The sequence below is a fragment of the Streptomyces sp. NRRL B-1140 genome (assembly GCF_001280065.1).
Lineage (GTDB): Bacteria > Actinomycetota > Actinomycetes > Streptomycetales > Streptomycetaceae > Streptomyces.
On sequence record NZ_LGEA01000002.1, the window covers coordinates 31,572 to 57,880 of the forward strand.

At 71.8% G+C, this 26,309-nt stretch carries 30 protein-coding genes; 17 read left to right on the forward strand and 13 right to left on the reverse strand.

Translation table 11 applies throughout. The features are described 5' to 3' along the window. Window positions 1-160: 160 nt before the first annotated feature. Complete coding sequence (gene melC1 / locus ADK65_RS02090; RefSeq protein WP_053668044.1) at window positions 161-532, forward strand: apotyrosinase chaperone MelC1; 372 nt, start codon at window positions 161-163, stop codon at window positions 530-532. A gap of 32 nt (window positions 533-564) precedes the next feature. Beyond that, window positions 565-1,386, forward strand: coding sequence for a tyrosinase MelC2 (melC2, locus tag ADK65_RS02095; RefSeq protein WP_053668045.1), 822 nt, complete (start codon window positions 565-567; stop codon window positions 1,384-1,386). Here melC2 and ADK65_RS02100 read toward each other — a convergent pair whose 3' ends face one another. Next, on the reverse strand, window positions 1,387-2,100 hold the full coding sequence (locus ADK65_RS02100) for a ribonuclease H family protein (RefSeq protein WP_053668046.1): 714 nt from the start codon (window positions 2,098-2,100) through the stop codon (window positions 1,387-1,389). Between the two features lie 51 nt (window positions 2,101-2,151). Then, entirely contained in the window at window positions 2,152-2,949 is a 798-nt protein-coding gene (locus ADK65_RS02105; RefSeq protein WP_053668047.1) for a VOC family protein, read from the reverse strand. A 163-nt stretch (window positions 2,950-3,112) separates the two neighbouring features. Between ADK65_RS02105 and ADK65_RS02110 the strand changes: the two genes are divergently transcribed. Both ADK65_RS02110 and ADK65_RS02115 read left to right on the forward strand, forming a co-directional pair. Next, window positions 3,113-4,012 (forward strand): SGNH/GDSL hydrolase family protein, encoded by a 900-nt coding sequence (locus tag ADK65_RS02110; RefSeq protein WP_053668048.1) that lies wholly within the window; start codon window positions 3,113-3,115, stop codon window positions 4,010-4,012. Between the two features lie 17 nt (window positions 4,013-4,029). After that, the gene (locus ADK65_RS02115; RefSeq protein WP_053668189.1) at window positions 4,030-4,920 is read left to right on the forward strand and encodes an aminoglycoside phosphotransferase family protein; all 891 of its coding nucleotides are present in this window, start codon (window positions 4,030-4,032) and stop codon (window positions 4,918-4,920) included. A gap of 52 nt (window positions 4,921-4,972) precedes the next feature. On the opposite strand, the gene ADK65_RS02120 is transcribed toward ADK65_RS02115, so the two are convergent. Then, complete coding sequence (locus tag ADK65_RS02120; RefSeq protein WP_053668049.1) at window positions 4,973-5,455, reverse strand: VOC family protein; 483 nt, start codon at window positions 5,453-5,455, stop codon at window positions 4,973-4,975. Between the two features lie 122 nt (window positions 5,456-5,577). Between ADK65_RS02120 and ADK65_RS02125 the strand changes: the two genes are divergently transcribed. From ADK65_RS02125 to ADK65_RS02135, 3 genes are all read left to right on the forward strand, one after another. Continuing rightward, the gene (locus ADK65_RS02125; RefSeq protein WP_053668190.1) at window positions 5,578-6,783 is read left to right on the forward strand and encodes an epoxide hydrolase family protein; all 1,206 of its coding nucleotides are present in this window, start codon (window positions 5,578-5,580) and stop codon (window positions 6,781-6,783) included. A gap of 136 nt (window positions 6,784-6,919) precedes the next feature. After that, window positions 6,920-7,561 carry an ATP-dependent Clp protease proteolytic subunit gene (locus ADK65_RS02130; protein ID WP_053668050.1) on the forward strand — a complete coding sequence of 214 codons (642 nt, stop codon included), beginning with the start codon at window positions 6,920-6,922 and terminating at the stop codon, window positions 7,559-7,561. Further along, window positions 7,561-8,163, forward strand: a complete 603-nt coding sequence (locus tag ADK65_RS02135) for a ClpP family protease (protein WP_053668051.1) — start codon at window positions 7,561-7,563, stop codon at window positions 8,161-8,163. The genes ADK65_RS02130 and ADK65_RS02135 overlap by 1 nt, the downstream gene beginning before the upstream one ends. A gap of 22 nt (window positions 8,164-8,185) precedes the next feature. Here the strand turns inward: ADK65_RS02135 and ADK65_RS02140 are convergent, their stop codons facing one another. Further along, the gene (locus tag ADK65_RS02140) at window positions 8,186-8,599 is read right to left on the reverse strand and encodes a helix-turn-helix domain-containing protein (RefSeq protein ID WP_053668052.1); all 414 of its coding nucleotides are present in this window, start codon (window positions 8,597-8,599) and stop codon (window positions 8,186-8,188) included. Window positions 8,600-8,826: 227 nt separating this feature from the next. Between ADK65_RS02140 and ADK65_RS02145 the strand changes: the two genes are divergently transcribed. Next, complete coding sequence (locus tag ADK65_RS02145) at window positions 8,827-9,714, forward strand: RNA polymerase sigma factor SigF (RefSeq protein ID WP_053668053.1); 888 nt, start codon at window positions 8,827-8,829, stop codon at window positions 9,712-9,714. 141 nt (window positions 9,715-9,855) lie between these two features. On the opposite strand, the gene ADK65_RS02150 is transcribed toward ADK65_RS02145, so the two are convergent. Further along, window positions 9,856-10,320: an ATP-binding protein gene (locus ADK65_RS02150; RefSeq protein ID WP_053668054.1), complete on the reverse strand. Its 465-nt coding sequence runs from the start codon at window positions 10,318-10,320 to the stop codon at window positions 9,856-9,858. Window positions 10,321-10,507: 187 nt separating this feature from the next. Here ADK65_RS02150 and ADK65_RS38740 point away from each other — a divergent pair, with 187 nt between their 5' ends. Genes ADK65_RS38740 through ADK65_RS02160 form a run of 3 tightly spaced genes read left to right on the forward strand, consistent with a single transcriptional unit; the run spans window position 10,508 to window position 11,642 of the window. Beyond that, window positions 10,508-10,648, forward strand: a complete 141-nt coding sequence (locus ADK65_RS38740) for a hypothetical protein (protein WP_199825555.1) — start codon at window positions 10,508-10,510, stop codon at window positions 10,646-10,648. Further along, window positions 10,645-11,229, forward strand: coding sequence for a PRC-barrel domain-containing protein (locus ADK65_RS02155; RefSeq protein WP_053668055.1), 585 nt, complete (start codon window positions 10,645-10,647; stop codon window positions 11,227-11,229). Before ADK65_RS38740 ends, ADK65_RS02155 begins: the two co-directional genes overlap by 4 nt. Beyond that, window positions 11,226-11,642, forward strand: a complete 417-nt coding sequence (locus tag ADK65_RS02160; protein WP_053668056.1) for a PRC-barrel domain-containing protein — start codon at window positions 11,226-11,228, stop codon at window positions 11,640-11,642. The genes ADK65_RS02155 and ADK65_RS02160 overlap by 4 nt, the downstream gene beginning before the upstream one ends. Before the next feature lie 10 nt (window positions 11,643-11,652). Here the strand turns inward: ADK65_RS02160 and ADK65_RS02165 are convergent, their stop codons facing one another. Beyond that, the gene (locus ADK65_RS02165; RefSeq protein WP_053668057.1) at window positions 11,653-12,831 is read right to left on the reverse strand and encodes a DUF6777 domain-containing protein; all 1,179 of its coding nucleotides are present in this window, start codon (window positions 12,829-12,831) and stop codon (window positions 11,653-11,655) included. A 179-nt stretch (window positions 12,832-13,010) separates the two neighbouring features. Here ADK65_RS02165 and ADK65_RS02170 point away from each other — a divergent pair, with 179 nt between their 5' ends. After that, window positions 13,011-14,312: a streptophobe family protein gene (locus ADK65_RS02170; protein WP_078955770.1), complete on the forward strand. Its 1,302-nt coding sequence runs from the start codon at window positions 13,011-13,013 to the stop codon at window positions 14,310-14,312. A 9-nt stretch (window positions 14,313-14,321) separates the two neighbouring features. On the opposite strand, the gene ADK65_RS02175 is transcribed toward ADK65_RS02170, so the two are convergent. Genes ADK65_RS02175 through ADK65_RS02190 form a run of 4 tightly spaced genes read right to left on the reverse strand, consistent with a single transcriptional unit; the run spans window position 14,322 to window position 19,196 of the window. Beyond that, on the reverse strand, window positions 14,322-15,317 hold the full coding sequence (locus tag ADK65_RS02175) for a serine/threonine-protein kinase (protein WP_053668059.1): 996 nt from the start codon (window positions 15,315-15,317) through the stop codon (window positions 14,322-14,324). Then, window positions 15,314-16,381: a hypothetical protein gene (locus ADK65_RS02180; protein WP_234352780.1), complete on the reverse strand. Its 1,068-nt coding sequence runs from the start codon at window positions 16,379-16,381 to the stop codon at window positions 15,314-15,316. The genes ADK65_RS02175 and ADK65_RS02180 overlap by 4 nt, the downstream gene beginning before the upstream one ends. A gap of 9 nt (window positions 16,382-16,390) precedes the next feature. Beyond that, window positions 16,391-18,730, reverse strand: coding sequence for an FHA domain-containing protein (locus ADK65_RS02185; RefSeq protein ID WP_053668060.1), 2,340 nt, complete (start codon window positions 18,728-18,730; stop codon window positions 16,391-16,393). Between the two features lie 55 nt (window positions 18,731-18,785). Then, window positions 18,786-19,196 carry a hypothetical protein gene (locus ADK65_RS02190; RefSeq protein ID WP_053668061.1) on the reverse strand — a complete coding sequence of 137 codons (411 nt, stop codon included), beginning with the start codon at window positions 19,194-19,196 and terminating at the stop codon, window positions 18,786-18,788. A 346-nt stretch (window positions 19,197-19,542) separates the two neighbouring features. Between ADK65_RS02190 and ADK65_RS02195 the strand changes: the two genes are divergently transcribed. Next, the gene (locus ADK65_RS02195) at window positions 19,543-19,926 is read left to right on the forward strand and encodes a nuclear transport factor 2 family protein (RefSeq protein WP_053668062.1); all 384 of its coding nucleotides are present in this window, start codon (window positions 19,543-19,545) and stop codon (window positions 19,924-19,926) included. 74 nt (window positions 19,927-20,000) lie between these two features. Here the strand turns inward: ADK65_RS02195 and mgrA are convergent, their stop codons facing one another. After that, window positions 20,001-20,993: an L-glyceraldehyde 3-phosphate reductase gene (gene mgrA, locus ADK65_RS02200; protein WP_053668063.1), complete on the reverse strand. Its 993-nt coding sequence runs from the start codon at window positions 20,991-20,993 to the stop codon at window positions 20,001-20,003. 117 nt (window positions 20,994-21,110) lie between these two features. Between mgrA and ADK65_RS02205 the strand changes: the two genes are divergently transcribed. The 3 genes from ADK65_RS02205 (at window position 21,111) to ADK65_RS02215 (ending at window position 24,191) form a co-directional block, all read left to right on the forward strand. Continuing rightward, a complete protein-coding gene (locus ADK65_RS02205; RefSeq protein WP_053668064.1) occupies window positions 21,111-22,028 on the forward strand; it encodes a LysR substrate-binding domain-containing protein in 918 nt (305 codons plus the stop codon). A 67-nt stretch (window positions 22,029-22,095) separates the two neighbouring features. After that, complete coding sequence (locus ADK65_RS02210; RefSeq protein WP_053668065.1) at window positions 22,096-23,592, forward strand: carotenoid oxygenase family protein; 1,497 nt, start codon at window positions 22,096-22,098, stop codon at window positions 23,590-23,592. 83 nt (window positions 23,593-23,675) lie between these two features. Further along, window positions 23,676-24,191 carry a mycothiol transferase gene (locus ADK65_RS02215; RefSeq protein ID WP_053668066.1) on the forward strand — a complete coding sequence of 172 codons (516 nt, stop codon included), beginning with the start codon at window positions 23,676-23,678 and terminating at the stop codon, window positions 24,189-24,191. Here ADK65_RS02215 and ADK65_RS02220 read toward each other — a convergent pair. After that, window positions 24,173-25,252 (reverse strand): adenosine deaminase, encoded by a 1,080-nt coding sequence (locus ADK65_RS02220; RefSeq protein ID WP_053668067.1) that lies wholly within the window; start codon window positions 25,250-25,252, stop codon window positions 24,173-24,175. The two genes, ADK65_RS02215 and ADK65_RS02220, sit on opposite strands and share 19 nt — an antisense overlap. Before the next feature lie 41 nt (window positions 25,253-25,293). After that, entirely contained in the window at window positions 25,294-25,686 is a 393-nt protein-coding gene (locus tag ADK65_RS02225) for a VOC family protein (protein WP_053668068.1), read from the reverse strand. 138 nt (window positions 25,687-25,824) lie between these two features. Here ADK65_RS02225 and ADK65_RS02230 point away from each other — a divergent pair, with 138 nt between their 5' ends. Then, window positions 25,825-26,229, forward strand: a complete 405-nt coding sequence (locus ADK65_RS02230) for a tautomerase family protein (RefSeq protein WP_053668069.1) — start codon at window positions 25,825-25,827, stop codon at window positions 26,227-26,229. The last annotated feature ends 80 nt before the right edge of the window (window positions 26,230-26,309 follow it).

The following is a 26,309-nucleotide window of genomic DNA, read 5'->3' on the forward strand; positions in this document are numbered from 1 at the left end:
GCGCGCGATCCCTCCGCAGCAAGATCATCTTGGTTCAATCTTGCATGACATGGGGGGAATTGCCCGGATCGCAGCCAACCGGCTCGGGCGGATTTCTCCCGGTAGCGGGCGGGCCGGTAGGCATGCGGGGTCATCTACCGAACCGACCCAGGAGGTCCGTATGCCGGAACTCAGCCGTCGCAGCGCGCTCACCGCCGCGGCCGCCCTCGCCACGAGCGCGGGTGCCTTGTCAGCCGTCACCACCCCGGCCTCGGCCGCCGGGCACCACGACTCCCCCGGGACCTTCGACGAGGTGTACAAGGGCCGCCGCATACAGGGCCGCCCGGCCACCGGGTCCGGCCACCACGCCCATCACGGCGCGGGATACGCGGTGTTCGTCGACGGGGTGGAGCTGCACGTGATGCGCAACGCCGACGGCAGCTGGATCAGTGTCGTCAGCCACTACGACCCGGTCGCCACCCCGCGCGCCGCCGCCCGCGCCGCGGTGGACGAGCTGCAGGGTGCGCCCCTGCTGCCCTTCCCCGCCAACTGACCCCCACCGAAAGGCATCTGGAGCACCCGCACATGGCTGTCCGCAAGAACCAGTCCACCCTGACCGCCGACGAGAAGCGGCGTTTCGTCGCCGCGCTGCTGGAGCTGAAGCGCAGCGGCCGCTACGACGAGTTCGTCACGACGCACAACTCGTTCATCGTCTCCGACACCGACAACGGGGAGCGGACCGGGCACCGCTCACCGTCCTTCCTGCCCTGGCACCGAAGATTCCTCCTGGAGTTCGAGCGGGCGCTGCAGTCGGTGGACGCGTCGGTGACGCTGCCCTACTGGGACTGGACCGTCGACCGTACGCCGCGCGCCTCGCTGTGGGCGCCCGACTTCCTCGGGGGCACCGGGCGGGAGCGGGACGGCAGGGTGACGGACGGGCCGTTCTCCGCGTCCGGCGGGAACTGGCCGGTCACCGTGCGGGTCGACGGCCGTACGTTCCTGCGGCGCTCCCTGGGATCCGGTACCCGCGAGCTGCCGACGCGGGCCGAGGTCGAGTCGGTGCTGGCGATGCCCACGTACGACATGGCGCCCTGGAACAGCGGCTCGGACGGCTTCCGCAACCACCTCGAAGGGTGGCGGGGTGTCAATCTGCACAACCGCGTCCACGTCTGGGTCGGCGGGCAGATGGCCACCGGGGTCTCCCCCAACGACCCGGTGTTCTGGCTGCACCACGCGTACATAGACAAGCTCTGGGCGGAGTGGCAGCGCCGTCACCCCGGCTCGGGCTACCTGCCCACCGCGGGGACGCCGAACGTCATCGACCTGAACGAGACGATGCGGCCGTGGCACGACATGAGTCCGGCGGACCTGCTGGACCACACGCGGTTCTACACGTTCGACGTCTGATCAGACGCTGGCGCCCGAGCGGCACTCCGGGTGGCCCCAGCCGCTGTCGTTCTTGGCGATGGGTTCGCCGGCCGTGTACGAGCGGCCGCACTGGCAGCGGCCGGGGAACTTCGCCTTGATGGTCCGCGAGGAGGCCTTGCCGCCCGCGCCCTTGGCCGTGCGGGCCGCGCCGCCGCGCGGGCGGGACCGGGGAGTCTTCGCGGGGGTGTCCGGGGAGGGCGGCGGCTCGGGAGAGCCGAGGCCGCTGCCCGCGGGCTCCTGGGCGGTGGCGGCCTGGCTGGCGGCGCGGTCGGCGAAGTCGTTGAGCCGGTCACCGTCGACCTGGTGGGCGGGGACGTAGCGGAACTCGACCGAGCGGCCGTCCAGGAGCTCGTCGATGCGCACGACGAGGTCCTGGTTGGCGACCGGCTTGCCGGCGGAGGTCTTCCAGCCGTTGCGCTTCCAGCCCGGCAGCCAGGTGGTGACGGCCTTCATCGCGTACTGCGAGTCCATCCGGACCTCGAGCGGCACGTCCGGGTCGGTCGACGCCAGGAGGCGCTCCAGCGCGGTGAGTTCGGCGACGTTGTTGGTGGCCCTGCCCAGCGGCCCCGCCTCCCACCGCTCCGGCGTCTCGGAAGCGTCGGCGACGACCCAGGCCCAGCCCGCCGGCCCGGGATTTCCCTTCGAAGCCCCGTCACACGCGGCCACAACACGTTCACGCATGCGCTCGATCATGCCATGGCCGCGGGTGCCGTCCGGCCGCGAGGGCCGGGTGCCCGTGCCGCACTAGGCCACGTCGGTCAGCTTCGGCATCTCGCCTTCGGTCTTCGTGGTGTCGATCACCGAGAAGCTCGCGCCCTGTGGGTCGCTGATGGCCGCGAACCGGCCGAACGGAGTGCTCATGGGGCCGAAGCGCAGCACGCCGCCCAGCTCGGTGGCCTTCGCCACGGCCTCGTCGCAGTCCTCGACGGTGAAGTAGACGTTGATGTACGGCGGCATCTCGGGCGGGAACTCCTCACCCATCTTCATCCGGCCCAGCACGGTGCGTTCGCCCAGGTCGTAGACCCGGAAGTTCATCTCGCCGTCCTCCATGTCCCGCTGCCGGTAGGAGAACACGGCGGGGAAGAACGCGTCGGACTTCTCCGGCTCGCGGGTGAAGACCTCCGCCCAGGTGTAGGCGCCGGGTTCGGCCATCGCCTGGAAGCCCTCGTGGGTGCCGGCCTGCCAGACGCCGAAGACGACACCACCGGGATCGCGGGCCAGGCACATGGTGCCGAAGTCGGCGACCCGCATCGGCTCCATCAGCACCTCGCCGCCGTGATCACGGATCCGGGCGGCGGTGGCGGCGGCATCCCGGGACGCGAAGTAGAGGCACCACTGCGACAGGCCCTCCTGGCCCGGCATCGGCGGGACGACGGCGGCGACCGCCTTGCCGTTCACGGAGGCCTCGGTGTAGTTGCCGAACTCCGCCGCCGCCTCGGCGAAGGTCCAGCCGAGGACCTCGCCGTAGAAGCTCTTGGCCCCTTCGAGGTCGCTGAACATCGCGTCGGCCCAGCAAGGGGCTCCTTCAGGTTGCACGGCCATGGCTACGGCCCTCTCCGCGAGTGGATTCGTCCGTTTCCTCACGCTAGCCATCCGGGGGCGGACGCGCGCGTCGAGCAGACCCGCACACGGCGCACGTCTTCCCCCCGGCGCCCGGTTGTGCTTGCCTGAGTGCCGTTTCGGTGGCCGGGGCGGGAGTTGCCGTATGCGCAAGCCGTGGGTCGTGGGGGTACTGCTGGCCGGGATGTTCCTCGGCGGGTGCGGGGATCCGGCGTCCGCACCCGAGGAGCCGGCACCGGCCGTGCCCCGGGCGTCGGCCACCACCCACCAGCGCGTCCCCGCCTCCCCCGGTCCGGGGCCGGAACGGGCGCCCACGGTGCTGTACCTGGGCGACTCGCTGGCGATGGAGGCCCAGAAGGTCCTGGGCGAGGAGTTACGCCGGGACCTGGAAGCGAAGTACACCGGTGCCCCGTACTCCGGCACCACGCTGTGCGACTACCTGGAAGGCACGGCCGACCGCTCCCTGGTCCCGGCCCCCGACAAGGCCGCCGCCCTGGTGCGCAGGCTGCGGCCGGACGTCGTGGTCCTGCAGTTCTGGGGGAACTCCTGGGGCTACACGCCGTGCATGGACGGCATCACCTACGACAAGTCCCCGGCCCGGTACTTCACGCGGTACGAAACCGACGCCCGCCGGCTCACCGAGCAGATCGCCGCGGCCGGGGGCGACGGCCGCCCGCGGATCGTCTGGGTGTCGCAGGGGCCGGACCCGATCACCCCCGAGCGGGTCCGGCGCGTCAACGCGCTGTACGAGAAGCGTGCCGCGGCCTCGGGCGGCCTCGTGGCGGACGCCGGGAAGACGGTGAGCCCGGCCACCGGCCGGTACAGCTGGACGCAGTACCTGCCGTGCACCGCCTACGAGCGCGGCCACCCCGGCCTCTGCACACAGCCCGGCCGCGGCCGGACGGCCCTGCACCGCGACGACGACTATCTGCACTTCTGCCTGGCCCCCACGACCTCCAGGCCGAAGCCCTGCCCGGTCCGCTCCCCCGGGATCCTGCGCATCGCCCGGGAGATCACCAAAACCGTTCGACAGGCGGCGCGTTGACCGCTCGAATGGGCGGCATGGGTGCGGTGCGGATGCATGAGGACGAGCTGGACATCGACGTCTCGGTCGTCGGCCGGCTGATCGCGGGACAGTTCCCGCGGTGGGCCGGACTGCCGCTGCGGCGGCTGGAGTCCTCCGGGACGGAGAACGCCATGTTCCGCCTCGGCGCGGACAAGGTCGTACGGCTCCCCCGGCACCCCCGTGCCGTGGAAGCCATCGCGCACGAGCTGCGCTGGCTGCCCCGGCTGGGCCCGGCCCTGCCCGTCGCCGCACCCGAAGCCCTCGGGCGGGGCGAACCCGGGGACGGCTTTCCCTGGCCCTGGGCGGTGTACGGCTGGCTGGACGGCCGCAACCCGGAGCCCGGCGCGCTCGACGAACCCGCCCTGCTCGCCCAGGATCTGGCGGCGTATGTCACCGCCCTGCGCCGTGTCGACGCGTCGGAGGGGCCCCCGGGCTACCGGGGGGTGCCGCTGGCGGCCCGGGACGCCTTCATGCGTGAGGCCCTCGCGCAGCTCGCGGGCCGGGTCGACACCGCCGCGGTGACGAAGGCCTGGGAAGCGGCCCTGCGCGCTCCGGAGCACACCGGCCCGCCGGTCTGGGCCCACGGCGACCTGATGGCCGGGAACCTGCTGGTCGAGGGCGGACGGCTCAGCGCCGTGATCGACTACGGGACGGCAGGGGTCGGTGATCCGGCCGTCGACCTCATCGCTGCCTGGTGCCTGCTGCCGGCCGCGGCCCGCGGAGTGTTCCGCGAGGCCGTGGGCGCCGGCGAGGCCGAATGGGCCCGGGCCCGGGGCTGGGCCCTGTCGATCGCGGTCATCGCGCTGCCCTACTACTGGGACACGAATCCGCCCGTCGCGGCGAACTCCCGGCACGTGCTCGGGGAGATCGCCGCGGAGACGGCGTAGGTGTCGGGCCGGCACGCTGCGCGGGACGGCTCCGCCCCGTCGGCGGGGCGCGTCATTCGCCGGCGTACGCCTTGTCCAGGGCGGCGATGTCGAACTTGCTCATCGCCATGAACGCCTGGGTGACGCGGGCGGCCTTCGCCGGATCCGGGTCGGTGATCATCGCGTCGAGCCGGTCCGGGACGACCTGCCAGGACACGCCGAACCGGTCCTTGAGCCAGCCGCAGGGGCCGGGCTCGCCGCCGTTCTCGGTGAGCCTGTTCCAGTAGTAGTCGATCTCCTCCTGGTTCTCGCAGAAGATCATGAAGGAGATCGCCTCGCTGAACCTGAACTCGGGTCCGCCGTTGAGGCCCAGGAACCGGTGTCCGTTGGCCGTGAACTCCACGGTCATCACGCTCCCGGCGGGCTGCGGGGCGCCCTCGGGGTAGCGGGCGACCTTGCCGATGCTGGAGTTCTTGAAGACCGAGACGTAGAAGTGGGCGGCCTCCTCGGCCTGGCCGTCGAACCAGAGGCAGGTGGTGAATCCGTCGGTGGTCATGGGTCCTCCCGGGTGCGTGGAACGCTGTCACCACTGTCGACCGGTGCGCGCTGGGGAACTCATCGGCCGGCCGGCCGTCAATTCAGGTGGCCGTTACACCGTTCGGAACTAGCATCATGCTCATGACGTCCACGCCCGCCGGCAGCGGCATCCGTCCCTTCCGCATCGACGTACCGCAGAGCGACCTCGACGACCTCCACGACCGCCTCGACCGCATCCGGTGGCCCGACGAGCTGCCGGGCGTGGGCTGGTCCTACGGCGTTCCCTCGGGCTATCTGCGCGAGCTGGTGCGGTACTGGCGGCACGACTACGACTGGCGGGCCGCGGAGGCGCGGCTGAACGCGTGGCCGCAGTTCATGACCGAGATCGACGGCGCGCAGGTGCACTTCGCCCACGTCCGCTCCCCCGAGCCCGACGCGACCCCGCTGGTCGTCACGCACGGGTGGCCCGGTTCGATCGTGGAGTTCCTCGACGTCGTCGGGCCGCTGACGGATCCGGCCGCCCACGGGGGCGATCCGGCCGACGCCTTCCACGTCGTGCTGCCGAGCATCCCCGGCTTCGGGTTCTCCGGTCCCACCCGGGAGACCGGCTGGGAGGCGCGCCGGATCGCCGACGCCTGGGCCGAGCTGATGACACGCCTCGGCTACGAGCGGTTCGGCGCGCAGGGCGGCGACTGGGGGGCGGCGATCTCCCGCGAACTGGGCCGCGTCCACCCCGGCCGGGTCACCGGCGTCCACCTCAATCTGCTGCCGGGCGCCCAGGCGGCCACCGAGCCGACCGCCGAGGAGCTCCAGGCCCTGAGTCCCGCGGAGCGGGAGCGCACGCTCACCTCGTGGCGGCGCTGGACGCAGTGGTCCCGCGACGGCACGGGCTACTTCCATGTGCAGTCCACCCGGCCGCAGACCGTGTCCTACGCGCTCACCGACTCCCCCGTGGGCCAACTCGCCTGGGTCGTCGAGAAGTTCCAGGAGTGGACGGACTCCGGGGAGCTGCCCGAGGAGGCCGTCGACCGGGATCTGATGCTGACGAACGTGATGCTGTACTGGCTGACGGGCACGGCGGGCTCGTCGGCCCGGGTCTACTACGAGCGGGCCCACGCCCGGGGCGAGCGGGTGGCCGCTCCGCACGAGCCCTCCACCGCGCCGACCGCCGTGGCGTCCTTCTTCGGCGATCCGCAGATCCCGCTGCGGCACCGGGCCGAGCGCACGGAGAACATCGTCCGCTGGACGGAGTTCGACCGCGGCGGGCACTTCGCGGCGATGGAGCAGCCCGACCTGCTGGTGGGTGATGTGCGGGCGTTCTTCCGTCAGTTGCGGGAGAAGGGCTGAGGGCGTCGGGCTCTGCCGGCAGCGGATCTGCCGAGGGCAGAGAAACCGTTCGCGGGGCTCGCCCGAGGCCAAGAGTGGAGTCGACGGCACATCCCGACACGTCGGCGGCACCTGCCGCCGCACCTGAGGAGAACCGATGACTCCACTCACGACCCTCGCCCCGCGGGCGGAGGAGGGCGACACCCCTCCGACCCGTTTCGACGACCACCTGGCCGCCCAGCTGCTCGCGCAGCGCATCGTGCTGCTGGGCACCCAGGTCGACGAGGTCTCCGCCAACCGGGTCTGCTCCCAGCTGCTCATCCTGTCCGCGGAGGACGCGCACACCGACATCAGCCTGTACATCAACAGCCCGGGCGGCGCGGTGCACGCGGGCCTCGCCATCTACGACACGATGCGGCTCATCCCGAACGACGTCTCCACCCTGGCCATGGGGTTCGCGGCCAGCATGGGCCAGTTCCTGCTGAGCGTCGGCGCCCCGGGCAAGCGCTACGCCCTGCCGAACGCGCGGATCATGATGCACCAGCCCTCGGCGGGCATCGGCGGCACCACCGCCGACATCGAGATCCAGGCGGAGAACCTGGAGTTCACCAAGCGGACGATCGAGCGGATCACCGCCGAGCACACCGGTCAGAGCCCGGAGACCATCTCCCGGGACGGCGACCGGGACCGCTGGTTCACGGCGGAGGAGGCCAGGGAGTACGGCATGGTGGACCGGGTCGTGGAATCCCTCGCGGACGTCCGCCCGGCGGTCACCCGGCGCAGGATGGGGCTGCAGTGATGGGTACGTACACGATTCCGAACGTCGTCGAGCGCACCCCGCAGGGCGAGCGGTCCTACGACGTGTTCAGCCGGCTGCTGTCCGAGCGGATCATCTTCCTCGGCACCGGGATCGACGACGGCGTCGCCAACGTCGTCATCGCCCAGCTCCTCCACCTGGAGTCGTCGTCGCCGGAGAGCGAGATCGCGATCTACCTGAACTCTCCGGGTGGCTCGTTCACTTCACTCATGGCCATCTACGACACGATGACGTTCGTGCAGGCGCCGATCTCCACGTTCTGCGTGGGGCAGGCGGCCTCCACGGCGGCCGTGCTGCTGGCCGGCGGAGACCCGGGGCGGCGGTTCGTGCTGGAGCACTCACGGGTGCTGCTCGGTCAGCCGGCTGCAGGAGGGCAGCGCGGCATGGTCTCCGATCTGGCGCTCCAGGCCAAGGAGATGGTGCGCATCCGCTCCCAGGTCGAGGAGGTGCTGGCGCGGCACACCCACCACGACGTGGCGACGCTGCGGGCCGACATGGACCGCGACAAGGTGTTCACCGCGCAGGAGGCGGTGGGCTACGGGCTGGCCGACGAGGTGCTCAGCCGGCGCCTCGCGAGGGTATGAGGCGCCGGCCGGCCGACGCGGCTCAGGCCGCCAGGCACATTCCGTCGTGCGACGAGGGGGACGCGCCGCGGCGGTCGCTGCCCGCGTAGTGCGAGCTGAGCCGGATCAGTTCGCCCCGCGCCCTGGCCAGCAGGTCGCCGAGGCTCAGCCCGAGGGCGTGGGCGGCGGCCGCGAGGACCTCCGACGAGGCCTCCTTGCGGCCCCGTTCCACCTCCGAGAGGTAGGGCATGGAGATCCTCGCCTCGTCTGCGACGTCCTTCAGTGTGCGCTCCTGCGCGAGGCGCTCGCGGCGCAGGACGTCACCCACCAGGTCCCGCCACAGCGGCTCCTTCACGGCGGGGTCGGGCGGCGCCTGGCGTGGGGGTGCGCCCGGGGGACGAGCGCCGTGCGGGCGCAGCGGAATGACTCGGGCTTCTTTCGGCAGGTGGTTGCTCACTTCTCCAGCCTAGGAATCCCGGCCGTCGGGGGAAGGGCCCGGCGTTCCGCCCTGGGGGGAACCACGGCGCTCGTGACGGGACGGGGACGACGAGCCAGGGGTATAGCGTGACATTCCTTCCCTTTTCGCCCATGGCAAAATCGGAGGGCATGGTGCGCGTCAACCCGGGTACCCGCAACTCGGGAGTACCTATGCAGATGTCAGCCGTGACGTTCGTGGGAGAGGTAATGGAGACCGCCGTGATCCGGTCGAAGGCACAGGCCGTCGAAGAGAACGCCGAGGCCAGCGCGGGTGACGGAGCACTGCCAGGAGTCGTGGACCCGCGGTCCGTGGCTCCGCGGGACGCGAGGCAGCTGTCCCGCCAGTTCTTCCAGCGCCTGACGGAACTCGAAGAGGGAACGCACGAGTACCAGTACGCGCGCAACACCCTCATCGAGATGAACATGTCACTCGTGCGCTTCGCCGCCGGCCGGTTCCGCGGCCGCGGGGACGACATGGAGGACATCGTCCAGACCGGCATGATCGGCCTGATCAAGGCCATCGACCGGTTCGAGCTCTCGCGCGAGGTCGAGTTCACCTCGTTCGCCCTGCCGTACATCGTCGGCGAGATCAAGCGGTTCTTCCGGGACACGACGTGGGCGGTGCACGTGCCCCGGCGGCTGCAGGAGCTGCGTGTCGAGCTGGCCAAGGCCCGTGAGGAGCTCGCCAGCCGACTGGACCGCGAGCCGACGGTCGCCGAGCTGGCCACGCTGATGAACATCTCCGAGCGTGAGGTCGTGGAGGGGCAGATCGCGGCGAACGGGTACAACTCGTCGTCGCTGGACGCCGCACTGACCGGGGACGGCCCGGAGGGTGGCGAGGCGGTCCTGGCCGACTTCATCGGTGTGGAGGAGGACGGGCTGCGGCTCGTCGAGGACTTCCACTCGCTCGCCCCGCTCATGGCGGAGCTGAGCGAGCGCGACCGGCAGATCATCCACATGCGGTTCGTGGAGGAGGCCACCCAGGCGGAGATCGGTGAGAAGCTCGGCTGCTCGCAGATGCACGTCTCCCGGCTGATCAAGCGGATCATCACGCGACTGCGCGAGGGCATGCTGGGCGAGCTGGGCTGCGCCTGACAGAGTCGTGCGACCAGCGGGTGCCGTCCCCCATGCGGGAGTGGGGCGGCACCCGCGAGCGTTGTCCGGACCAGGTTCTCGAACAGCTTCCGTCGCTCGTCGACGATTCGTTCCGTCCGGTGACGCATTCACCCGGACGGCTTATGCGCCCGTTGCGCCCGAGAGCGGCAGAACGGCACGCACACGCTTGCCGACCGGCACCCGTTCCACGCTGACCTGCTCCGCGAGTGCCTGGACGATCTCCAGACCGTGCCGGCCGATGCGCTCGGGATTGCGGGGAAAGACGCGGGGCAGTGCGGAGCTGCTGTCGTAGACCGACACCGTCACGGCGGCATCGGTGCCGACGAGCTCCAGGATGTACGGCCCGTTGCTGTGCCGGTCGGCGTTGGTGATCAGCTCGCTCACCACCAGCAGTACGGCACCGTCGACCCGCTCGTCGATACGGGCGCACCACTCGGTCCTGAGCTGGTCGAGAAACAGCGCGGCGAAGGACCGCGCCTCGGCGATGCATCCCTGCTCGCCGGTGTAGTGTGCCGCCCGCCTCAGCGGTTCCACGGGCACGTCGAAACCAGTCGGTATCACTGCCCCGTCCAGGTGGTCGATCATTCTTCTCTCTCCGGGAAGCCGGACTGGCCGGACGCTCTGCACCAGTGCTCGTACCCCGGGCCCGGCTTCACAGTCCTGACAGATTCTCCCCCATTCGATGACGCGGGCATTGTCCCCCCCTCGCGGGGCACCCGGGAAGAATCAGGACCGGCCGAGGGCGGCCGGGCCGGATCGCCGGAGGTGCGCGGTGGCCTGGTGGACATGGCTGGTCGTGGTGGTCGCGGCGCTCGCCGCCGTCGCGGCGGTGACGCTCGCCGTGCAGGCGGGGCGACGGTCGGGGACCGTCATCGCGGTCCGGCGCCGGCCCGGCGGAAAGGGCCTGCGATGAACGAGCTGCTGGCCGCGCGCAGTCTGACGACCCTCCCGGTGGTCACCCTGGGCGGCGACGCCGTCGCACAGGTCAAGGACACCGTGTTCGACGCCGCCGCCGGCCGGATCACCGGTTTCACACTGAGCGGGCGCGGCCTGCTGAGCGGGCCTCTGAAGCAGAGCCTGCCGTGGCCGGCGGTGCACGCGCTGGGTCCGCACGCGGTCATGGTCCGCGACGCCCTCGCGCTGCAGGACACCTCCGTCGTGGTGGCCCGTCGCGAAGCCCAGCAGGGCCGGGTGCTGCACGCGAAGGTGCTGACCGACGAGGGCGCCGAGGTGGGCACGGTGCTCGACGTGATCGTCGAGGGCGGCACCAGCGGCCGGGTCGTGGGCTTCCGGATCGCCGCGGCGAAGGCACTGGTGCAGGGCTCCCGACGCCGCCGGCACCGGGTCTACGTGCCGCGCGGCGAGACACTCGCCGTCTCGGGCCGTGCCCTGGTCATTCCGGCGGACGCCACCCGCTACGTCGCCGACGACCTGCCGGCCTTCGTCGCCCGGGTCGGGGCCTTCCAGGCCGGGCGGGAGGGGTCGGCGCCATGATGCTGTTCTCCGAGGCGCGGGGCCTGCCGGTGCTGACACTGACCGAGGCCGAGGAGGTCGGCGCGCTGAGGTCGCTGACCGTCGACGCCGTGACGGGTGTGGTCACACACGTCCGGGTACGGGGCCGGCACTCCCGCAAGGACACCGTGCTGGCCTGGGGCTCCCTGCACGCCATCGGCCCGGACGCGGTACTGGTCCGCACGACCGCCGAACCGGCAGAGGTGCCGCCGCACCACGAGCTGCCGGGCCTGAGGATCCTCACCGAGACGGGGGACACCCTGGGCACGGTCCAGGACGTCGCCTTCGAACCGGAGACAGGCCGTGTGGAGGCGGTCGTCACCGCGCACGGCGATCTGCCGGGCGACCGGCTGCTCGGACTCGGTGACTACGCCCTGGTGGTCCGCGCCGCCTGAGCCGGCCGGATCAGGAGGCCGGGGCCTGCTCCGTCGTGCCACCGCCGGTGTCGCTTCCGGTGTCGCTCCCGGTGTTGCTGTCGGGCGGCGGCGGCTGGGTGTCGGACGACGGCGGCTCGTCCGTCGTCGGTCCCGACGTGTCCGTGTCCGAGGTCGGCGGTTCACTCGTGGGCGGCTTCGACGACGTCGAGCCGGTCGGGGCCGTCGGCGTCGTGATGGTCGCCGACGGGGACGGCTTGCCGGGCTTCTTCGTCTTGTGGTCCTTCTTGCCCGTGTCGCCCGCCTGGCGCTCGAACCACTCACCGTCGGGCTCGCACATCACGAAGACGTCGACCGGCTCCGGCGCGGGCGCCACCGCGACGACGTTCGACGCCTTGTACCCGGGCCACGGGGCGCCGGTCGTCTTCGGCGCGCTCTGCTGCGCGACCGGCGGGGACAGCGGGTTGCCGCAGGCACAGCGCACCCGGGGCACGCCGCGGTCGTCGACGAGGACGGCCGTGCCGGCCTGGAGGACGGCCTGATAGCTGGTGGCGGCGCCGCTCTTGTAGCCGTGGTTGGTGACGCGGGTGTCCATGCGCAGTTGCACGGGGGTGAGCGAGCGCAGGTAGGAGGGGACGCCGGACGGCTGGACCCGGACGACCGAGGCGAACGCGCGCTGTTTGTCCGGGGCGTCCCCGAAGTACGCGATCTGCTTCTCCACGTCACAGCTGGCGACGTTGCGGGTGCCGCCGTACAGGCCGGGCGCGTCGCCGCTCACACCCCGCACTGCGTTCTGCGGGGCCGACTCGGTGGCCCCCGAGGGCGTGACCGGTGAGGCGGAGCTGTCCTCCTGGGCCGTCGACTCGGTGAAGGCGTCCGGTCCCGTGTCGGCCGCGGGCTGGAGGAAGACCTCGCCGCTGGCCGTGCTGGTGCCACCGTCGGACGCACCGGTACCGCCGTTGTCCGGCCGGGAGAGCACCACGGCCAGGACCACGGCGGCCACCACGGCGGTCGCGATGATCGCGACCCGGGGTACGGAGCCCCACCACGGCCGGCGGGGCTCCGGCTCCCGGCCGCCTCCGCTCGGCGGCTGCGGCGGCGGGCCGCCGTCCGAGGGCGGCTCGCCGCCGGAGGGCGGCTGGGAGGGGCCCGACAGCGGGCCCGAAGGAGGTCCTGTGGGGCGGCCGGACGACGGTGGATCGACGCTCACGAGCTCTTCTCCCGCGTGGGTTCTCTGCGGCCTTCGCACACCGAAGACGATTTTCACCGGTGTATACCGCTTTTTCCACTACGAGTTCATTGTGTGCCCCGGTTCCGTGCGCCCCGCAAGCCGACGCGGACGGACCCCTCCGGCGGGCGCCGTGCCCGGGGGCTGCTTAGCGTGGCAGCGTGAGTTCGCGCACCCCCTCCGGCCAGGCACGTGTCTCCGGCGTGCGGGCCGGGTCCCGCCACGGCTGGGCGCAGGCCCTCGTCACGGTGCTCGCCGGGCTGCTCGCCATGGCGGTGGTGGCCGTCCTGGGCCTGTGGGCGGCCGGGGCCGGTGACCTTCCGGACGGTTCCTTCGGACCCATCGTCGCGGCCACCGTGGTCACCGCGGTGGGCGGCACCGTGAAGCTCACCGGAAGCGCGGGCGACCTCGCCTCGACTCAGGCCGGGCTGACGGTGATTCCGCTGTCGGTCACGCTCACCGGGGCACTGGTGCTCGCCTGGGGGTTCCTGCGGCCGCTGCGGCATCGCGCGGTCGCCGGCGCGGCGGAGCTGGCCGGATGGGCCGGCCGGGTGGCGGCCCTGTGGCTGATCGCGCTGATCGGCCTGACGCTCGCGGCCCGCCACACCTTCGACATCCCCCTCGGGGACGATGACACACTCGCCGAACTCGGCGACCTGTTCGGCGCATCGCCCGAGGTCGGCTTCACCACCGATGTCCCGCTGTCCGTCTTCGTCGGCGTGGTGTGGCTGGCCGGTGTGCTGGTGGTGACGCTGCTGGTGTCACGCGGGGCACCGTTGCCCGCGGGGCTGCTGCGTTTTCAGACGTCGGTGCGGCCTGCCGCCTTCGCGATGGTCGCGCTGCTGCTGGTCTGCGTCGTCATCGGCGTGATCGTGGCCCTGGTCGTCGCGGCCACCAAGGGGCACGCGCGGGAGACGTTCGCGGTGATCCTGCTGGGCATCCCCAATCTGGTCTGGCTCGCGCTGACGATCGGGCTCGGCGCCACCTGGAACGGCAGGGTGGAGGGACCGTTCGGCCTGCCCATGCCGCATGTCCTCGACGAGGTGCTGCGCACCCCGGACGTCTCCGAGCTGAATCTGCGGACTCTCGCCGAGCACGACGGCCGGGTGTGGTGGCTGCTGGTTGTCGACGTCGTGCTGCTGCTGGCCGCCGGTTTCGTGATGGCGGCCCGGTCACCGGCCCGGGTACGGGCCTGGCAGCACGCGGTGCACATGGCACTCGCCCTGATGCTCACGGTGTTCATGATCTGCCTGGTGGGGCGGATCTCCGCGCACTTCGGCCTGTCGGTGCTGGGCATCGGTGACCTGGGCGGCGGCCTGGGGGGCGAGCTGTTCCTGAGACCCAGGCTGTGGGGTGCCGTGGGCCTGGCCGTCCCCTGGGGGCTGGCGGCCGGGTTCGCAGGAGCACTGCTGGCGCGGCGCGTACGGCGGCGGGGCGAGGTGCGCACCGGCGGCGGAAGCTGAAGCAGAGCCCTACATCCGTTGCACGAAGACCGGTTCGGCCCAGCGGGGCGGCTGCTTGGGCCGCTCCTCCCCCGCGCCCGGCAGCTGCCGGTCCACGCGGGTGGGCGTCCTGGGGGCACCGGTTTCGCCGCCGGTCGTCGCGGCACGCAGTGCGGCCACGAACGCGAGGCAGGACGGGTACCGGTCGTCGGGGCTCTTGGCGAGGGCCTGGGCGAAGACGGGGTCCACCCGTGGGTCGAGGTCGGGCCGGTCCTCGGTCAGCGGCGGCGGTTCGTCGTACTGGTGGGCCCAGAGCAGGGCCATGTCGTCGTCGCGGAGGAAGGGCGGGTGGCCGGACAGGGTCTCGAAGACGACGCAGGCGAACCCGTACACGTCGCAGCGGGCGTCGACCGGCTTGCCGGAGATCTGCTCGGGGGCGACGTAGTCGAGCGTGCCGACGAACTGGCCGACCGTGGTGAAGCCGGTCAGGGACAGGGACTTCTTCGTGAGGCCGAAGTCGGTGAGGTAGACGTGCTCGGGGTGGTCGCTGTCGGTGCCGCGGGCCACCAGGATGTTGCCCGGCTTGACGTCCCGGTGGACCAGGCCGTGATCATGGGCCGCGTCGAGTGCGGAGGCGACCTGGGCGGCGACACGCAGGGCGGTGACGGGCGGCATCGGACCGTCGCGGTCGAGGACGTGCCGCAGATCGCTGCCGGGGACGTACCGCATGGCGATGTACAGCACGCCGTCCGTCTCGCCGGCCTCGAACACCGGCACGATGTGCGGATGGTCGATCGCCGCGGCGGCCCGCGACTCGTGGGTGAAGCGGCGGCGGAAGGTGTCGTTGCGGGCGAGTTCGGGGGCGAGCAGCTTCAGGGCGACGGTGCGTTCCAGGCGCAGGTCGCGGGCCCGGTACACGACGGCCATGCCGCCGCGCCCGATCTCCTCCTCGATCCGGTACCCGGCGATCTGCTGACCGACCAGCTCGGACGGCCGCCCGGAGAACAGGCTCGTCTGGCGGGTCAACGCCCGTCACCCTCGGGTGGGACGACCCGGGTGGGCTCCTGCCCCACGACCCGCGTGGGCGGCGCCACGCCCGGCCGCTCCGCCTCCGGCTCGCCCTCACCCTCGCCCTCCCGGCCCTCGGGCGACACGAGGCGTGTGGGCTCAGGGGCATCGACCGTGACGACCCGTGTGGGCTCGGGGGCGTCGGGGGCCACCACCCGCGTGGGCTCAGGACCATCCGGGGGCACGACCGATGCCGGCTCGGAAGCATCCGGGGCCACCACCGGTGCCGACTCCGAAGCATCCGGGGCCACCACCCGCGTGGGCTCAGGACCATCCGGGACCACCACGCGGGTTGGGTCAGGCCTCTCCGGAGGCACCACACGGGTCGGCCCGGCAGCATGCGCAGCCACCACCCGCGTGGGCTCCGGAGCCTCGGGGGGCCCGGCCCCTGTCGCAGGTTCGGAGGCTGCGGGCGGCGTCGCCGCCGGGGGCTGGGGTGCCTCGGGCGAGGCATCCCCTGACGGTGCCGGTGTCTCGGGCGGCACCACCCGGGCCGGGGGACGCACGGACGCCTCGGCCGAGCGGGACGCCGGTTCCGCTTCGGGCGTCTCGTCCGTCGCGTACGTGGTCATCCGGGTACCGTCGGCGTACACCCAGTGCCCGTGGGCGGAGTCGTACAGCCACACGGACTCACCGTCGACGACGACACCGATCCGCAGGCCGTGCGTGCGGGTGCGGAACGACTCCCGGTCGAGGCCGGCCGCGAGATCCTCCACCGCGGAGCGGTAGCGTGCCAGGGCTTCCTGTGCCCGGCCCAGCAGCGGCCGCGGATCGGCGGTGCGGGTGAGCGGCCCGTCCGCGGCGGGCGGATCCTGCGGAACGGCGACCAGGCGGCGGCCGTCGACCCAGGCCGACCAGCCGTTGAAGCACAGCACGTGCCCCCAGTCGCCCTGCCGCTCCAGCAGCTGAACCGGCAGCAGGGGGTCGAGGTCCACGGTGGGCCGGGCCGGGTCGGGGGCCTCCCACGCGGGCATCCCGTGCTGCGGGACGACGTGCGTGGGCCGGAAACCGGGGCTCGTCATCGGCGCTCCCTACTTCCGCATGACGGCCGGTTCATGCCGGCGCAGCAGCCGCGACACGAGGAACCCGAAGAGCACCGACAGCACGACCAGCATCCCCACGTCCAGCAGCCAGGTGCCCACTTCGTGTTCGAAGAGCGGGTCCTTCGTCAGGTCGTCGGGAACGATCCGGGCGAGCTCCACGGTCCCGGCCATCGCGGCCAGCGCCCAGCGCGCCGGCACCAGCCAGCCCAGCTGCTCGAGCCCCGGGGTGTCGGCCAGCTTCAGCAGGGCGCCGCAGAACACGACCTGGACGATGGCGATGAGCACCAGCAGCGGCATCGTCACCTCTTCCTTGCGCACCAGGGCCGAGACGAGCAGACCGAGCATCATCGCGGTGAACGCGAGCAGGGCGACGGCGACCGTGATCTCCACCAGGGGCGGCATCAGCACGCCCTCGCCTCCCGGGGCGCCGAGGTCGACACCCGCCAGGGCGACCAGGGTCAGCACCACCGCCTGGAGCACGGTGATGACGCCCAGGACGATGACCTTGGACATCAGGTACGCCGATCTGGACAGGCCCACCGCCCGTTCACGCTGGTAGATCACGCGTTCCTTGACGAGTTCGCGTACGGCGTTGGCGGCCCCGGTGAGCACCGCGCCGACACACAGGATGAGCAGCGCGTTCATCGCCGTGTCCTGCGTCAGCTTGCCGCCCGCCAGGGCACGGGCCATGGCGCCCATCACGAACGGCAGGGCGATCATGATGATCAGGAAGGTGCGGTCGGCGCCGAGTGCGGCCGCGTACCGGCGTACCAGCGTGCCGAGTTGGGCGCCGCGGCTGCGCGGCCGGGGCGGGGCGGTGATGACGACGGGCTGGGACCGGGGCCTCTGGGGCTGGGCGGAGGCGTCGGCCACGTACCGTCCATGGAAGGGCGAGGCGAGGTACTGCCCCGCCCAGTCCCGGTCCCTGTCCCGTTCGAAGGCCTCGAAGGCCTCCGGCCACTCCTCGAAGCCGAAGAAGGGCAGGGCGTCCTCGGGCGGCCCGTAATAGGCGATCTTCCCGCCTGGCGCGAGGACGAGAAGCCGGTCGCACACGTCCAGGCTGAGCACGCTGTGGGTGACGACGATGACGGTCCGGCCGTCGTCGGCCAGGCCGCGCAGCATGTGCATCACCGAGCGGTCCATGCCGGGGTCGAGACCGGAGGTCGGCTCGTCGAGGAACAGCAGCGACGGCTTCGTGAGCAGTTCCAGGGCCACGCTGACCCGCTTGCGCTGGCCGCCGGACAGGCTGTGCACGGGCTGGTCGGCGCGCTGTTCCAGGCCCAGTTCGCGGATGACCTCGTCGACCCGGGCGCGCCGCTCGGCCTTGGCGGTGTCCTGCGGGAAGCGCAGTTCGGCGGCGTAGGAGAGCGCTTTGCGGACGGTCAGTTGCGCGTGCAGGATGTCGTCCTGCGGGACGAGGCCGATGCGCTGGCGCAGCTCGGCGTAGTCGCGATAGAGGTCGCGGCCGTCGTACAGGACGGTGCCGTGGCCCGCGGGCCGCTGGCCCGTGAGGGCGTTGAGGAGCGTGGACTTGCCGGCGCCGCTCGGGCCGACGACGGCGAGCAGGCACTTCTCCCCCACCGGGAAGGACACGTGGTCCAGCAGCGTCTTGCGGCCCCGGTCCACGGTGACGGCGAGGTCCTGCACGTCGAGGGAGACCTCGCCGGTGTCGACGTACTCCTGGAGCTGGTCCCCGACGAGGCAGAAGGCCGAGTGGCCGATGCCGACGATGTCGCCCTCGCCGACGGGGGCAGTGGTGACGCGGCTGCCGTTGAGGTAGGTGCCGTTGTGGCTGCCCAGGTCGGTGATCTCGTAGCTTCCGTCGGCCAGGGCACGCAGTTCGGCGTGCCGGCGGGAGACCACGAGGTCGTCGATGACCAGGTCGTTGTCGGTGGCGCGGCCGATGCGGACGGTGCGGGAGGGCAACGGCCGAACGGTCGTGGGCTGCCGGTAGGTGCCGGTGTGGGCGGGCATGGAGACGGCGGAGGGGCGTTCCGGCCTGGGTGCGGCGGGGGCGGGGCGTCCCGTCAGGGTCATGCGCGGTCCGTCGGCCGGGTTCCCGAAGCGGATGACGCTGCCGGGCCCGACGTCCCGTTCACGGATGCGGCGGCCGTCGGCGTAGGTGCCGTTGGTGCTGTCCTCGTCCTCGATGGTCCAGTGACCGTCCTCGGGCTTCAGCACCGCGTGGTGCCAGGAGACCCGGTCGTCGTCGATGACGATGTCGCACAAGGGGTCACGCCCCACGTGGTAGTCGCGGCCCGGCATCATCACGGTGGTGCCCGTCTCCGTCTCGAGGACGAGCTCTGGTGCTACCGAGGGTTGCGCCATGGTCAAAATTCTACCGATGTGACCTGGTATGCGCCTGGGCGAGAGTGGGGGGAGGTCAGCCGACGGTGATGCCGACGAAGGGGGCGGTGCGCTGCATCCGCAGGGCGTCCACGGACTCCGCGAGCAGTTCGTACTCGGTGGTGTCGTCGCTGGTGGCGATGCGCACCAGCCGCCCGGCCGCCAACTCCTCGGCGACCCGCTCCTGCTGGGCGGGATCGGCGCACCAGGCGCGCAGCAGCATGGGCACGTCGGGCACGGTGGGGGCGACCGGCACGAGCGAGCCCGACGGTAAGTGCTCGGCGTCCGGCCGGGGGTCGAGGCGCTGGGCGATCCAGGAGGCGCGGTCGCGCAGCCACCACAGGGCCAGGGCCAGGGTGGGCGCCCGGTAGGTGCCGAGGGGGACTCCGATCCGACGGCCGTCGCAGACTCCGTACGCCGTGACGTGGCACAGAAACTCGTCGTGCACGTGACCCTCCCCCGTCGCCCCGGCCCGTCCGCCGGCCGGCCTCGCCCCTTCTGCGGTCCGCGTGCTGTGCGTGAGGGCGCCGTCGCTCGATGTGAAAAGCGCCTTCGCAGGTCAGTATGTTCACTACTGAATCACTGTCACCACGACTTTCCGGCCACTCTCCTGGCATATTCACACCCCGAGTTGGCCGAAATGCGGCGAGCAGCGGCGACGGCTCATGACTCCGGAGGTAATCGACGCTCCCGGCGGGTGCGGGCAAGGTGGTCGTACCGGGGCGACCGAGCGCGGCACCCGGTCCCTGAACAGCAATGACGATGATGACGACCTGTCCGGAGGCTGATCGCCCATGTCCGCAACCGCCCACCGCCACGAGGACGCCGTCGCCCGCTACTTCGAGGCCTGGAACGCCGACTCCCCGGAGGCACGCGCCAAGGCGGTCGCCGCCGCCTGGACCGAGGACGGCGGGTACACCGACCCTCTGGCCGACGTCAGCGGCCACGAGGAGATCACCGCGGTGATCGCGGCGGCCCGCGAGCAGTTCCCGGGGTTCGAGTTCCGGCTCACCGGTGGCGTCGACGGGCATCACGACATCGCCCGCTTCTCGTGGGAGCTGGTGAGCACGGCCGACGGCTCGGCACCGGTCGCCGGGTCGGATGTGATCACCCTGGACGGGCAGGGCCGGATCCGGGCCGTGTTCGGCTTCCTGGACCGGGTGCCCGCCGGGGCGTGAGTCCCGGCAGGCCCGGAGGCGTCCGCCCCCGCCCGGGTGGCCGGAGGCGGACTTCTCCGGGCACACCAGGTTCGCTACTGCTTGACGATGGCGTCGATCCGGGCCAGCTCGTCCGCGTCGAAGTCCAGGTTGGCGATCGCGCCGACGCTGTCCTCGATCTGGCGCGCGCTGCTCGCGCCGACCAGCGCGGAGGTGACCCGGCCGCCGCGCAGCACCCAGGCCAGGGCCATCTGGGCCAGGGTCTGGCCGCGGGACTTCGCGATGTCGTTCAGGTCACGCAGCCGGCCCACCAGGTCCTCGGTGAGGGCGTCGGAGTTCAGGAAGGGGCTGTCGCTCGCGGCCCGGGAGCCCTCGGGGATGCCGTCCAGGTAGCGGGCGGAGAGCACGCCCTGCTCCAGCGGGGAGAAGACGATCGAGCCGACCTGGAGTTCGTCGAGAGCGTCGAGCAGGCCCTCGTCCTCGGGGCGGCGGTCCAGCATCGAGTAGCGCGGCTGGTGGATGAGCAGCGGGGTGCCCAGTTCGCCCAGGATGCGGGCGGCCTCGCGGGTCTGCTCCGCGGAGTAGTTGGAGACACCGACGTACAGCGCCTTGCCCTGCTGCACCGCCGAGTGCAGGGCGCCCATCGTCTCCTCGAGCGGGGTGTCGGGGTCGGGGCGGTGCGAGTAGAAGATGTCGACGTAGTCCAGGCCCATCCGCTTCAGGCTCTGGTCCAGCGAGGACAGCACGTACTTGCGGGATCCCCACTCGCCGTACGGGCCGGGCCACATCAGGTAGCCGGCCTTGGTGGAGATCACCAGCTCGTCGCGGTACGGCGCGAAATCCGTCTTCAGGAACTCGCCCAGTGCGGACTCGGCGGCGCCGGGCGGCGGGCCGTAGTTGTTGGCGAGGTCGAAGTGGGTGACGCCGAGGTCGAAGGCGCGGCGCAGGATGGCGCGCTGCGTCTCGACGGACCGGTCCGGGCCGAAGTTGTGCCACAGGCCGAGCGACAGCGCTGGAAGCTGCAGACCGCTGCGTCCGGTGCGCCGATAGGGCATGTCCGCATAGCGGTCGGGGTGTGCGGTGTACAACGCGACTCCAGAGGGGTTGGCACGGGCGGGAGCAAACCGGTGTCCACTCTGGCGTGACCTGCGCCCATGCGTCCAACAGAAGAATCCGATGGAATTCAGCGGCTACGCTTCTCAGTCATGGAACTGCGTCATCTGCAGCACTTCGTCGCGGTCGCCGAGGACCAGCACTTCACCCGCGCGGCGGAACGCCTTCTGGTGTCCCAGTCGGGCCTGTCGGCGTCCATCCGGGCGCTGGAGCGGGAGCTGCAGACGCCGCTGTTCGTGCGCACGACCCGCCGGGTGACGCTCACCCCGGCCGGACGGGCGCTGCTCGGTGAGGCGGAACGGATCCTCGCCCAGGTCCGCTCGGCCCACGAGGCGGTGGCCGCGGTGCAGGGCGTGCTGCGCGGGATGCTCGCGCTCGGTTCAGAGCAGTGCATCGCCGGGGTGCATGTGGCGGGGCTGCTCGCGGCCTTCCGCCTGCGCCATCCGGACGTGGAGATCTGTCTGCGGCAGGCGGGCTCGGGAGCCCTGGCGGAAGACGTGGCGGCCGGGCGCCTGGATCTGGCGTTCGCGGTACGCACCGCCCAGGAGGACACCGACCAACTGCGGACCGTACCGCTGACCTGCGAGCCGATGACTGTGCTGTGCCATCCGAGCCACCGGCTCGCGGCGGCCGGGGCCGCGGTGACGCCGGAGGATCTCGGCGGTGAGGTCTTCGTCGACTTCCACCCGGACTGGGGGCCGCGGCGCACCACCGACGCCGCGTTCGCCGCGGCGGGCGTGCGCCGGAGCGTCGCCCTGGAGGTCAACGACGTGCACAGCCTCCTCGACCTGGTGGACGAGGATCTCGGCATCGCCGTCGTGCCGCGCCACTTCCGGCACAAGCGCGCCTCGCTGGCCGCCCTGCCGGTGAAGGGTGCGGAAGACGCCGTGTACGAGACGGTGGCCCTGCTGCCGCCCGAGCAGGCGACCAGTCCGGCGGCCCGGGCGCTGATGGCGCTGCTGGAAACAGGGGGTCTGGCACCACCCCAGGAGGGTGTCCAGCCCTCCTGACCGGACCCGTCCCGCGCACCAGAACCGTGACCGTCCCCGAAACGGACCACGGTCAGGAGTACGGCAGATGACGGATCACACACGACGGAGCGTGCTGCGCGGCGCGGCCGCGGTCACGGCGGCGGGCGCGCTCGTCGGCTCCGGCGCCGGAGCCGCTCCGGCCCTGGCGGCCCATACGGCGCCGCGCCGCTTCCCCTTCCTGGAAGGCGCGTTCGCGCCGGTCACCGAGGAGCTGACGGCCTTCGACCTGCCGGTCACCGGCCGCATCCCGCGTGAGCTGAACGGCCGCTACCTGCGCAACGGCCCCAACGTCCTGGGCCTGGAGGACCCGCGCGCCCACCACTGGATGCTCGGCGACGGCATGGTGCACGGCGTGCGGCTGCGCGAGGGCCGTGCCGAGTGGTACCGCAACCGCTGGGTGCGCTCCTCGCAGGTGGCGGAGAAGCTCGGCGAGCCCTACCCGGGCCCGGTGCCGCCGGACGACTTCCCCTGCAACACCCATGTGATCCCCTACCGGGGGCGGATCCTCGCGCTCCAGGAGAGCGGGCCGCTGCCGTACGAACTCGACGACGAGCTGAACACCGTCGGCACCCACGACTTCCGGGGCACCCTCAAGGGCCCGCTCACCGCGCACACGAAGTTCGACGTGCACGCGGGCGAGCTGCACGCGATCGCCTACTACCCGACGTGGGACCACGTCCGGCACCTGGTCGTCGGACCGTCGGGCCGGGTCGTGCGGATCACGAGGATCCCGGTGGCGGACGCGCCGATGATCCACGACTTCGCGCTCACCGAGAACCACGTGGTCATCCTCGACATGCCGGTGACCTTCGACCCGGCGGGCGCCGAGCGCGGCGACCTCGTGCCCTACGTCTGGAACGACCGGCACCCGGCCAGGGTGGGCGTGCTGCCCCGCAAGGGCGGCACGGTGCGCTGGTTCGAGGTCGACCCGGTCTACTACTCGCACACGCTCAACGCGTACGACGAGGGGCCGCACATCGTCGTCGACATGACGAACTTCGACGCGCCGTTCCTCGTCGCCGGCAACGGCTCGGGCGGCCCCCACACCGCGGGCACCCCCCGTCTCGACCGCTGGACGATCGATCTGCGGCACGGGCGGGTGCGGACCGGGACCCTCGACGACCGCCCCCAGGAGTTCCCGCGTGTCAACGAGGCACTGGTGTCCCGCCGGCACCGGTACGGCTACTCGGCGGCGGCCGCGGAGATGTCGCTCGCCTACCAGGCGGTCGACGGCACGCCGCCCGACGGCGCCTTCGCCAACGCGCTCATCAAGCACGATCTGCTGCGCGGCACCTCCGAGGTTCACCGGCTGCCCGCGGGTGCGGCGGCGAGCGAGGCCGTGTTCGTGGCGTCCGACCCGGATGACGGGAGGACGGCGGAGGGCGACGGGTACGCGATCGCGTATGTGCACGACCCCGACCGTGGGGCGTCGGACCTGGTGATCCTCGCGGCCCAGGACTTCACCGGGGAGCCGGTGGCCCGGATCCATCTCCCGGGCCGGGTGCCGCTGGGCTTCCACGGGAGCTGGATTCCCGACGCGTGATCGCCCGCGTGTGCTCCCCTGCGCGTGATCCGGGGCGTGCACTCCCCGGCGCGTGATCCCCGGCGATGCGCGATGGTGGAGTCATGCATGCGAAGGACATCCTCATCGACGGTTTCAACCGCATCCGCGAAGAAGTCCACGCCACCGTCGAGGGGCTCGGGCCCCAGGAGCTGAGCGCCCGCCCCTCCCCCGACACCAACTCGATCGCCTGGCTGGTCTGGCACCTCACCCGCGTCCAGGACGACCACATGGCCGACGCCTTCGGTCTCGAACAGGTGTGGCTGTCGCAGGACTGGGCGAAACGCTTCGGGCTGGACCTCCCCCGGCGCGACACGGGCTACGGGCACAGCCCCGCCAAGGTCGCCCGGGTCCGCGTCGACTCGGCCGAACTGCTGACCGGCTACCACGACGCCGTGCAGGAGCAGAGTCTGGAGGCCCTGCGGGGCCTTGCCGCCAAGGACCTGGAACGCGTCATCGACGAGCGCTGGGACCCGCCGGTCACGCTGGGCGTCAGGCTGGTCAGCGTCCTGTCCGACGATCTCCAGCACGTCGGACAGGCCGCCTACCTGCGGGGGCTGCTTCAGAGCGCGGCGGCGTAACCGGGCAGCACCACGTCCCGGATGAGCGCGTTGCGCTCGTCGAACGGGATGAACGCGCTCTTCAGGGCATTGACGGTAACCGTGCGCAGATCCTCGACGGTCCAGCCCGCCTGCTCGACCAGCAGGGACATCTCACGGGTCATCGTGGTGCCCGACACCAGGCGGTTGTCGGTGTTGAGGGTCACGCGGAAGCCGAGGTCCTTGAGCGCGGTGATCGGGTGCTCGGCGATCGAGGTGGCGGCGCCCGTCTGGAGGTTGGACGTCGGGCACATCTCCAGCGCGATGCGCCGGTCGCGCACCCAGCCCGCGAGCCGGCCGAGCTTGCCTGCCGCGAGGTCCGGGATGTCGTCGGTGATCCGCACGCCGTGCCCGATGCGCTGGGCACCGCAGACCTGCAGGGCCTGGTGGATGCTGGGCAGGCCGTGCGCCTCACCGGCGTGGATGGTGAACGGCACGTTCTCGCGGCGCAGGTGCTCGAAGGCCGCGAGGTGGTCGGCGGGCGGGAAGCCGTCCTCGGCACCGGCGATGTCGAAGCCGACGACACCGGCGTCGCGGAACGCCACGGCCAGATCGGCGGCCTCGCGCACCCGGTCGAACATGCGCATCCCGCACAGCAGGGTGCCGACCCGCACCGGAGTGCCCGCGGCGGCCGCCTTGGCCATGCCCGCCGCCAGGCCCTCCTGGACGGTCTCCACGACCTCGGCCATGGTCAGCTCGCCGTTGGTGTTCAGCTCGGGGGCGTAGCGGACCTCGCCGTACACGACACCGTCGGCGGCCAGGTCGAGCACGTACTCCTCGGCCGTGCGCAGCAGGCCCTCACGGGTCTGCATGACGGCGAGCGTGTGCTCGAAGGTGGCTATGTAACGCACCAGATCGCCGGAGTTGGCGGCCTCGTAGTACCAGGCGGCGAGCTCCTGCGGGTCGGTGGTGGGCAGGGTGTGGCCGACCGCCCCGGCCAGCTCCACCACGGTGGCGGGGCGCAGGCCGCCGTCGAGGTGGTCGTGCAGCACGGCTTTGGGGAGGTTGCGGATCAGGTCGTCGTCTACGCGCGTAGCAGTCATGGCGGTCTTTCCTCGGGCGGGTGGTTCTGAGGGTGGAAAGGTCAGCCGGCGGGCTGGAGCAGATCCCAGCGGTTGCCGTACAGGTCCTGGAAGACGGCGACGGTCCCGTACGGCTCGTGCCGCGGGTCCTCCAGGAAGGTCACGCCCGCCGCGGTCATCCGGGCGTGGTCGCGGGCGAAGTCGTCGGTGTGCAGGAAGAAGCCGACCCGTCCGCCGGTCTGGTCGCCGACCCGGGCGGCCTGGGCCTCCGCCTTGGCGCGGGCCAGCAGCAGGCCGGTGCCGGTTCCCGGGGTGCCCGGTTCGACGACGACCCAGCGGGATCCGTCGGCCCGGGGCTCGTCGTCGGTGAGCCGGAATCCGAGGGCGTCGGTGTAGAAGCGGATCGCCTCGTCGTAGTCGTCGACGACGAGGGTGACCAGGGCGATACGTCTCATCGGGGCCTCTCGGAGCGGGCGGTTGACCGGTGAGGTTATACGTAAAACTCGACGGATGCCAACTACTCGGGCGACTTTCGCGAGCAGCTCTGTAACTACTAGTATGTACAACCCGTTTCAACCCCATCCGGAGGTCCCATGCCTTTCGTCCGCATCGACACGCTCCACGCCGGACCCGAACGCCTGGCAGCACTCGGTCGTGCCGTGCACGACGCCCTGACCGAGACGATCGGCATCCCGCCCGACGACCGGTTCCAGGTCCTCGTGGACCACGACGGCACGAGCGGCACCCTGCGCTACGACGACTACCTCGGCGTACACCGCGACGAGGGCATCGCCTACATCGCGATCACCCTGCGCTCCGGCCGTACGCCCGCCCGGAAACAGGCGCTGTACCGCCGGACCGCCGAGCTCGCGCAGGCATACGCGGGCACCGAGCCGCGGAACGTGTTCATCGTGCTGACCGAGAACGAGTCGGCCGACTGGTCGCTGGGCGGGGGTGTGGCGCAGTACCTGGACAGCCCTGAGTCTCCGGCGACCTAGGGGTGCCGCCGCGCCGGATGCGCCCCGGCCGGGAGGCGCACAGGATGGAAGCGAAGGGTGGGTCGCCGTGCGGGGTGTAC

Bases quoted from the DNA above. Each gene is read 5' to 3' on its own strand.
- melC1 (WP_053668044.1), top strand. From the start codon at position 161: ATGCCGGAACTCAGCCGTCGCAGCGCGCTCACCGCCGCGGCCGCCCTC.
- melC2 (WP_053668045.1), top strand. From the start codon at position 565: ATGGCTGTCCGCAAGAACCAGTCCACCCTGACCGCCGACGAGAAGCGG.
- ADK65_RS02100 (WP_053668046.1), bottom strand. From the start codon at position 2,100: ATGATCGAGCGCATGCGTGAACGTGTTGTGGCCGCGTGTGACGGGGCT.
- ADK65_RS02105 (WP_053668047.1), bottom strand. From the start codon at position 2,949: ATGGCCGTGCAACCTGAAGGAGCCCCTTGCTGGGCCGACGCGATGTTC.
- ADK65_RS02110 (WP_053668048.1), top strand. From the start codon at position 3,113: ATGCGCAAGCCGTGGGTCGTGGGGGTACTGCTGGCCGGGATGTTCCTC.
- ADK65_RS02115 (WP_053668189.1), top strand. From the start codon at position 4,030: ATGGGTGCGGTGCGGATGCATGAGGACGAGCTGGACATCGACGTCTCG.
- ADK65_RS02120 (WP_053668049.1), bottom strand. From the start codon at position 5,455: ATGACCACCGACGGATTCACCACCTGCCTCTGGTTCGACGGCCAGGCC.
- ADK65_RS02125 (WP_053668190.1), top strand. From the start codon at position 5,578: ATGACGTCCACGCCCGCCGGCAGCGGCATCCGTCCCTTCCGCATCGAC.
- ADK65_RS02130 (WP_053668050.1), top strand. From the start codon at position 6,920: ATGACTCCACTCACGACCCTCGCCCCGCGGGCGGAGGAGGGCGACACC.
- ADK65_RS02135 (WP_053668051.1), top strand. From the start codon at position 7,561: ATGGGTACGTACACGATTCCGAACGTCGTCGAGCGCACCCCGCAGGGC.
- ADK65_RS02145 (WP_053668053.1), top strand. From the start codon at position 8,827: ATGGAGACCGCCGTGATCCGGTCGAAGGCACAGGCCGTCGAAGAGAAC.
- ADK65_RS02150 (WP_053668054.1), bottom strand. From the start codon at position 10,320: ATGATCGACCACCTGGACGGGGCAGTGATACCGACTGGTTTCGACGTG.
- ADK65_RS02155 (WP_053668055.1), top strand. From the start codon at position 10,645: ATGAACGAGCTGCTGGCCGCGCGCAGTCTGACGACCCTCCCGGTGGTC.
- ADK65_RS02160 (WP_053668056.1), top strand. From the start codon at position 11,226: ATGATGCTGTTCTCCGAGGCGCGGGGCCTGCCGGTGCTGACACTGACC.
- ADK65_RS02180 (WP_234352780.1), bottom strand. From the start codon at position 16,381: ATGACGAGCCCCGGTTTCCGGCCCACGCACGTCGTCCCGCAGCACGGG.
- ADK65_RS02185 (WP_053668060.1), bottom strand. From the start codon at position 18,730: ATGGCGCAACCCTCGGTAGCACCAGAGCTCGTCCTCGAGACGGAGACG.
- ADK65_RS02195 (WP_053668062.1), top strand. From the start codon at position 19,543: ATGTCCGCAACCGCCCACCGCCACGAGGACGCCGTCGCCCGCTACTTC.
- ADK65_RS02205 (WP_053668064.1), top strand. From the start codon at position 21,111: ATGGAACTGCGTCATCTGCAGCACTTCGTCGCGGTCGCCGAGGACCAG.
- ADK65_RS02210 (WP_053668065.1), top strand. From the start codon at position 22,096: ATGACGGATCACACACGACGGAGCGTGCTGCGCGGCGCGGCCGCGGTC.
- ADK65_RS02215 (WP_053668066.1), top strand. From the start codon at position 23,676: ATGCATGCGAAGGACATCCTCATCGACGGTTTCAACCGCATCCGCGAA.
- ADK65_RS02220 (WP_053668067.1), bottom strand. From the start codon at position 25,252: ATGACTGCTACGCGCGTAGACGACGACCTGATCCGCAACCTCCCCAAA.
- ADK65_RS02225 (WP_053668068.1), bottom strand. From the start codon at position 25,686: ATGAGACGTATCGCCCTGGTCACCCTCGTCGTCGACGACTACGACGAG.
- ADK65_RS02230 (WP_053668069.1), top strand. From the start codon at position 25,825: ATGCCTTTCGTCCGCATCGACACGCTCCACGCCGGACCCGAACGCCTG.